General features: G+C 60.8%; 7 protein-coding genes. All 7 read right to left on the bottom strand.

What is annotated here, in order from left to right:
- A partial coding sequence (locus PSV43_RS02030; RefSeq protein WP_300193157.1) for a TonB-dependent receptor occupies nt 1-1,827 on the bottom strand: 1,827 nt, incomplete at its 3' end.
- Nucleotides 1,828-1,941: 114 nt separating this feature from the next.
- The gene (locus PSV43_RS02025) at nt 1,942-2,361 is read right to left on the bottom strand and encodes a hypothetical protein (protein WP_300193154.1); all 420 of its coding nucleotides are present in this window, start codon (nt 2,359-2,361) and stop codon (nt 1,942-1,944) included.
- Nucleotides 2,362-2,410: 49 nt separating this feature from the next.
- Nucleotides 2,411-2,734: a heavy metal-associated domain-containing protein gene (locus tag PSV43_RS02020; protein WP_300193151.1), complete on the bottom strand. Its 324-nt coding sequence runs from the start codon at nt 2,732-2,734 to the stop codon at nt 2,411-2,413.
- A 22-nt stretch (nt 2,735-2,756) separates the two neighbouring features.
- Entirely contained in the window at nt 2,757-3,470 is a 714-nt protein-coding gene (locus PSV43_RS02015; protein WP_300193149.1) for an SCO family protein, read from the bottom strand.
- Nucleotides 3,471-3,474: 4 nt separating this feature from the next.
- Nucleotides 3,475-3,963, bottom strand: a complete 489-nt coding sequence (locus PSV43_RS02010) for a c-type cytochrome (protein ID WP_300193147.1) — start codon at nt 3,961-3,963, stop codon at nt 3,475-3,477.
- 230 nt (nt 3,964-4,193) lie between these two features.
- A complete protein-coding gene (locus tag PSV43_RS02005; RefSeq protein ID WP_300193145.1) occupies nt 4,194-4,604 on the bottom strand; it encodes a hypothetical protein in 411 nt (136 codons plus the stop codon).
- A 426-nt stretch (nt 4,605-5,030) separates the two neighbouring features.
- On the bottom strand, nt 5,031-7,369 hold a 2,339-nt coding region (locus tag PSV43_RS02000), incomplete at its 5' end, for a hypothetical protein (RefSeq protein WP_300193143.1).

The following is a 7,369-nucleotide window of genomic DNA, read 5'->3' as shown; positions in this document are numbered from 1 at the left end:
GCGGTAATAGACCGGCGAGTAGCCCGGCAGCAGGCGGCTGCCATAGGCGGCGTCTTTGTTGAAGCTGAAGTGGTTCCAGAGGAAGTTCTGGTTCAGCACCAGCCGGTCTGAAGGGGTGGCGAGATTGCGCAGCAGGTCCGCGTTCAGCGCGAACTCCACGCCCTGATGAATGGTGCTGCCCGCATTGACCGTGGTCGTCGGAGTGAGCACAGGGGATCCCAGGCCCAGAAGCTCGCGCTCCACCCACGCATAGTAGTAGCTGAAGTCCCAGCTCACGCGCCCGCGCTGGCCGCGCGTGCCGATTTCCAAGGTGGTGGCGGTCTGTGGCTTCAATGACAGCAGGCCCGTGCCTGCGGGGGTGGCTTCGCCGAGGGTCGGCGGCTCAAAGCTGCGGCTCGCATTGAAGTAGATCTGCGTCTTGGGGTCCACCTCATACAGCAGGCCCAGCTTGGGGCTGAAGCCCCAGGATTCGATGCGGTCGCTGTTGTTGACGAGGTTGGGCAGGCCGGTGAACTGGCCGGGCGGATTCACGCCAGCGAAGGTCTGCAACTCATTCAGTTCACGCGAGGCATAGGCCACCTGCGCACCGGCAAACAGCGAGAGCTTGTCCGTGAGCATCAGCTTGTCCTGGAAGTAGAAGTTGAAGTTCGTGGCCTGCAGGCGGTAGGCCGCCACCTGTGCGCCGCGTGCGCCGCCGATGTTGAAGAAGCGGTTGTCGTTCGTGCCACCATACATGAAGCCCGTGCCCACGGTGAGGGTGTTGTCATGCCCCAGCAGCCTGCCCTTGTGCTCATAGCGCAGGTCAAAGCCGAGATCATTGCTGAGCTGGTCGATGACCTGGAAGATCGGATGATTCAGATCTTTCCATGACCAGAAGGCGGACAGCGTCAGGGTGTTGTCCCCGTCGCTGTAGGTCAGCTTGTCCGCCAGACGGAAGAGCCGGTAGTTGCGCAGCTGGTAGCCAGCACCACCGGCCACGGTCGGGCGGAAGGAACCCGGCGCGGGCTGCTGCGGATTGTTCTGCATCTGCGCCTTGGTCAGGTTTCCGGGGAGCTGCGATTTGCTGTCCACATAGGTGATGTAGAAGCGGTTCTCCAGGTTCGGGCTGATCTTGGTGCCGATGTTGGCAAAGACGCGCAAGCTCTCCTGCTGACTCCAGTCGCGGAAGCCGTCCGAGTGGGCGGCGGTGATGCTCACATACACATCCGTCTTGCCGCTCACAAAGCCGGAGGAAATCTGCCCGCGGTAGGTGTTGAAGCTGCCGAATTCCACCCGTGCCTGGGCGGCTGGCGCGGTGTAGCCCGTGTTGGAGATGAAGTTGATCGCTCCCCCGAGTGTGGCCGAGCCGTACTGCAGCGCGTTCGCCCCACGAAAGACCTCGATGTAGTTCGCCGTCAGCGGCTCGATGGCCTGCATGTCAAAGCCGCCATCCGCCAGATTCAGGGGCATGCCGTCCTGCATCAGCCAGAGGCCACGACCATGAAAGGTGCGCTGCAGGCCGGAGCCACGGATGGAGATGCGCGACTCCTCCGCGCCGAAGCGTGACTGCACCAGCACGCCGGGGGAGAAGTCCAGCGCGTCCTTCAGCGTGGCAGCGCGGCCACGCTTGTAGAATTCCGCATCCACCAAGCCGGCACCGCCGGGCGTGGACGTGGCGATCTGTTCCTGGCGAAGTTCCAGGCTCGGAACCGTGAGTGAAGGCGAATCTTTCTTCGCCGTGATGACGACTTCAGAGAGGTCAGTCGTCGTGGGTTGGGTCGGGGGGGCGGATTGCGCAAACGCACCGCTGGTCAGAGAGAGTAAAAAGAAAAACGAAAAGGGTTTCATGAAAATGAGATGTCGAAAAGGCAGCCGCGTGGCGGCATGCGCATGGGGAGAGGCCGGACTTCCAAGTCCGGTGTGTGGCGGAGAAGAGCGGTTTTGGAAAACCGCTCTACAAGTTCAAACCAGCCCGCGTCGTGGCGGTGGTGGCTCCGGCGTCCCGTTTCGATGGACCAGTGCTTCGTCCAGCGGTGCGAAGAACATTCTTTCCGCCGCTGGAGGGACCAGCGCCCCGTGGTTCACGAGCACCGCATTCAGGGTTTTCCCGCTGTCATCTCCGCGAGAGCTATTCTTCTGGCTGGAGTCCTGAGTCCCCTCCTGCACCTTCTTGCACAGTTTGCAGGCATGCTGCCCGTCAAAGGTCTTCTCCACGGCTTCGATCACCGACCCCTCACTTGCGAAGTCGATAAACATCTGCGTCCAGGCGATGCCTTGCAGCAGCGCCCATTGCAGCCCCAGTGCCAGGCACAGCCCCAGCACCAGCCCACGCTGCGCGTGGCGCAGCCAGGGGCGTGGAGGTGCAGAGGCAGTGGAGAACATGGGTGGAGACTATTGAAGCGGCTTTGGCTCTATCAAGGCCCGCGTGGGACTATTTTCCTTGGACCAGCTTCAGGCTGCGAATGTCAAACATCTTGGCATCGTCTCCGAGGGCCTTGACGGCGTCTTCGCGTGTGATCTTCGCGTTGGCCGCGATGATTTCGAGCTTGGGCAGCCCGCCTTTTTCGTTGCGGGTGATTTTGACACTCTGCACGTCGGGGAGCTTCTTCATCGCGGCTTCCACCTTGTTCGTGCAGTGGATGCACATGATGCCGGCGACTTCGCCTTGATAGACGAATTGAACCGGCTCGCCGGCGGTGCACGATGATGTGGAGATGAAGAGAAGACTGAGAAGGAGTGTGAAGAGGTGTTTCATAGAATGGGATAGGGATGGGTGATTATTCGGCGGGGTTGTCGAGCAGGCGCTGCACGTCACGATCAAGTTTTTCGATCATGACCGTGGCGATCTCGGGTTGAGGGTGGAAGACGGAGTAGTAGCCGCGCACGCGGCCCTGGCGGTCGATGAGGACGAGGCGCAGGTCATGTTCATAGAGGTCGAGCGGATTGAGACGCTTCTCCTCCGGGATGACGGCTGGAGCCTGCAATTGCAGCTCATCGGTCATGTAGTCCCAGATGCGCTGCTGCTCGCCGGTCACGAACCACCACGGATCTTCGGCTCTGGCGCCCACGCCTTCAGCGTAGGCCTTGAGGAAGTCTGAGGTGTCGCGCTCCGGTGCCAGCGCGAGGGAGACCAGATGGAAATCCGGTCGCTTGCGGTAGGCGGTGTTGAGCTTCTGCATCTGCGCCACCACGGCCGCGCATCCATGCGGACACACGGTGTAAAGGCAGGCCATGACGGTGACCTTCCCGCGCACGGCGGAAAGTTTCACCGTCTGGCCGCTGCGCTCGGTGACGTCAAGGTCACCGTGAATCTGTGCGACGATGGGCAGCGGTGCCTGCGGGAGCGCCTGCCTGGCATAATGCCCCAGCACCAGCACGCCCGCGAGGGCCATGCCGATGCCAAGCCCCATGCGCACCCAGGAGCCGGTGCTGACGCGATGTTCAGCCCCGGCGGCGGTGTAGCGAATGCTTGGAGAAGATGAGTCTGGCATGGCTTTATTCGGCAGGGATTTTAAGGATCTCAGCTTCGGTCCACATCGCGCTGCGGGCCTTTTCCGCTTCGCGGATGACGGCGACTTGCTCCGGCGTGACAGCCCCGGCTTGGTTGCCAAAACTGCTGCGCACGTAGGTCAGCACATCGGCGATCTGCGTGTCGCTGAGTGCTGCTCCCTGCGGTGGCATCAGCGGCGCAGGTGAGGCGAAGGGTTTGCCATTGAGCGTGATGGGTCCGGTGAAGCCATGCAGCACCATGCGGATGATGCGGTCCGGCTTTGAGGCCGCCACCCAGTCCGAGCTGGCCAGCGGTGGGAACATGCCCGGCAGGCCCTGCCCGGTGGGCTGATGGCATGCGAAGCAGACCTGCATGTAAACCGTTTGACCACGTGTGAGGGATTCGGCCGAAGGAGCCGAATCCTGAGCGTGAAGGAGAGAAGTGAAGGGCAGCGCCACAGCGGCTGCGAGGAGATGTTTGGAAAAAAGAGACATAAAAAGAGGAAGGATGAGAGGGACGCACGAACGGAAGACCACAGGCCATGAGCGTCCCAGAAGGGCATGGCGGTGCGGGTGGGGTGGTTGCAGACATGCAGCACGGCACAAGCCTGTGAGTTCAGGCGGTGGGTTGTCTGCGCTGCTCAGGAAGGATGGCATGATCCTTGTGCAGACATCATTCCCGCGCAGAGTCGGATCGGCGGCTTTTTAACAAGCCGGTCGGTCAATCAAACCAGCCCGCGTCGTGGCGGTGGTGTCTCCGGCAGTTCGGTGCGTCGAACCAGCATCTCGTGCAGAGGCACGAATGAAATCGTCTTTCCTGCGGGAGGGATCAGTGTCGTGATCTCCACCAGCACGGCGATGATCTTTTGCGTGGACTGCCCCGTTTGCTGCGGCTGCTTGTGGTTGGCGTCGCGGCCTTCCTTTACCTTGTGGCAAAGCGCACAGCCATGCTGACCGTCGAAAGTCTTCTGCACCGCCTCGATCACCGCACCTTCACTGGCAAAGGAGATCAGCATCCCCGTCCACGCGATGCCTTGCAGCAGCGCCCAGTGCATGCCCAGAGACAAGCAGATCGCCCCCACGACCACCAGCCGCGCGATTCGCGGCAACAGCGATACATCAGGGCGTGAGGACATGCTGCAAGTATGCGGGCACCGCGCGCCGTGTCAACTGCGCGGCTTCTCAGCCAAGCCTTGTGCATGAACAAAGGGGAGTTCGAATGAATTCTCTCAAAGAACCGAAAGGTAGAAAAATTTCGCGGCCTGCAGATTCTGAAATTTTTCGGCCCTTCATCTTTAGACTTGTTCTCCAATAGCAATGGGGGACTTCAGGGACGTAGGTTGGGTGTGTTTGGCGCACGAACCACGCTTCAGCACGCGAACGCTTCTTCGCCAAACCGCCCGACTGCGAGGACGTGCGCAGGCTCAGGTGTTTGCAGCACGCTGATGGACGGGCGGGCTTGCGCCACACCCATCCTACGATCACGCATGAAGCGCCGAGCCTGAAGCACTATTCGGGAACATGTCTGCTCTGCCTTTCGACTCAGTCTCAGGAAAGCCGCCTCACCTCAAATTCTCAAACCACGCCAGCAGATCGAGAATCTGCTCCGCCTTGAGTGAGTTGAGCAAGCCGGCGGGCATGGGTGAAATCTCGGACACGCTCCGCTCCTTGATCATCGCCTTGGCGATTTCGGTTTTCTCCGGCGCGAGCGCATTTGGCTTCAGCACCACGCGCTCATCGTCCTCGCTCTCCAGGCTGCCGGTGATCGTTTTTCCATCACTCGTCTTCACCGTCACGTAGCGGAATTTTTCGTCGATGAACTTGGAAGGATTCAGGATGTGGTCCAGCAGATCGCGACGGTTGAAGCGTGCGGACACCTGCACGAGGTCTGGGCCAAACACTCCCGCTGGCAGCGTGGGATCGTTGCTCACTTTATGGCAAAACACGCACTGCGTACGAATGAGAGCGTCCTTCCCGCTGTCGCGGCTGCGCGTCTTCGCATCCATCTTCACCAGCAGGGGCGTCAGATCTTCCAGCGTCCAGTTCTTATACGAATGCCCCGGCAGCGCATGCGCGGACAGCACCATCATTTTCGCCGGTGAGATGACTGCCGCGAGCTGCGCGGCCTCCTCCGGTTTCAGCGCCGCTGCCAGCTCGCTGCGCGTGTCGCTGATCGCTTTGAAGAAGGTTGAGGCCCCGTTCATTTTCTCCGCCTTGTTCAGCGCCTCAAACACCACTCGCCGCTGCTCCAGCGTCCAGCCGTCCTTGAGGTAGCGCAGCATGAACGGGTAAAATAAGAGGTCTTCCGAAGTCGTCGCCGCCTTGAGCAGCGGCATCGTTTTCTCGATGACTGTGGGTGATTGCAGATAGACCAGCAGGCGGCAGAGTTCGCGGTTCATGAAGGCGTCGTCTTGGGGGAAACCTGACCACGCCATGAGCTGGTGCTTCATGGCATCATCCGGTGCACCGTGCCGTGAGATCACCACTGCGATCACCCGCAGAGCATCCAAAGTCGGTGCAGGCGATGCTTTCAAAGCGGCATCGAGAATGTCAGGCAGATCGCTGGATTCTCCGGAACGTGCCAGGGCCAGCAAACCGTTCAGGTCGTCAGAATGCAGCGCCTTCATGCGCCATTCGTTCACTGGCCGGCTTTCCAAGCGCATGCGAGCGGCGTGTTTCGACAAAGCAGCGCTTGTCGGCTTTTTCATGCTTGCTTCCTGCTGGGCGGGCGGGCGGGCTCCCTCATACGTCACGCGATAAAGCCCGCTTTGCGTGCCACGACCACCCGTGATGAACCACATGGCTCCGTCAGGGCCGATGCAGCCGTCCGTGACGTTCAGCGGCCTGCCTGCCACAAACGTTTCCTGCGTCATGGTGCTGCCGAAATGCACTGCGATGATGCGTCCGTAGCTCCAATCCAGGAGGTAGAGTGCGTCTTGATATTTCTGCGGGAACTCAGCTTTATAGCCAAAGTAAATTCCCGTCGGCGATGACAGCCCGATGTCGATCACGCTCGGCAGCGTGTCCGCATACCACGCTGGAAAACGCCCCGTGCCACGACGCCAGCCGTAATCACCGCCGGGGACAATCTGCAGCACTCGCGTGGGCATATACCATGGCGTGCCGACATCGCGCTCCATGTCGGCATCGAAGGTGAAGAGATCGCCACGACTGTTGAACGCAATATCGAGCGGATTGCGCAGCCCACCCGCGAGCAGCGTCACCTTGCTGCCATCCGGCTTCACGCGCAGGATGTGGCCGGCGGGGAGTTCGACGTTGCCGTCAAACATGCTGCTGTCCCACGGGTTCGGGATGAGCTGATCATTCGCGTAATTCTTCAGCGGCGAATCAGGATCGAGGTTCTTCGGCAGCAGCACGTTGTTGCCATGCGCCACATAGATGTCCCCATCGGGGCCGAGCTTGATGTGATTGCGGCCATGGCCCACGCCGCCTTCGGTGCGCATGAGTTCCTGGCGTTTTTCAAACGCCCCATCGCCATCGGCATCGGTCAGGCGGAAGAGCGTTTTCGAGTTGTTGGCATTCGCGAAGAGAGAGCCGTGTGCATACAGCAGGCCTCGGCACTCCAGCAGTTCATCGTCGAGGACTTCCACTTTCTGCTCCCCGCTGCCGCTGAGCGTAAGGCGCAGCAGACCTTTCTTCTCTTTGCCCAGCGTGATGCGTCCCTCGGGATCGAAGGCCATGGACACCCACGAGTCTTCACCGGGCTGCGCGGAGCGGATGAGTTCCGCTTTGAAACCCGCTGGCAGCGTCAGCGTGGCGGGATCGGTGGCCTGATTCTGCGCGCCGGGTTTGGCGAGCTGCCAGGAATTGTACGCGTCGAAGGTCTTCTTCAAATCGAAGGGATTCGCGGCCGGATCGGTATCGGTGGGGCCGCTCACCA

The sequence above is a fragment of the Prosthecobacter sp. genome, from assembly GCF_029946185.1.
Lineage (GTDB): Bacteria > Verrucomicrobiota > Verrucomicrobiia > Verrucomicrobiales > Verrucomicrobiaceae > Prosthecobacter.
The sequence above is the reverse complement of the archived record's forward strand: the minus strand, read 5'-3'. Positions and strand labels throughout refer to the sequence as shown.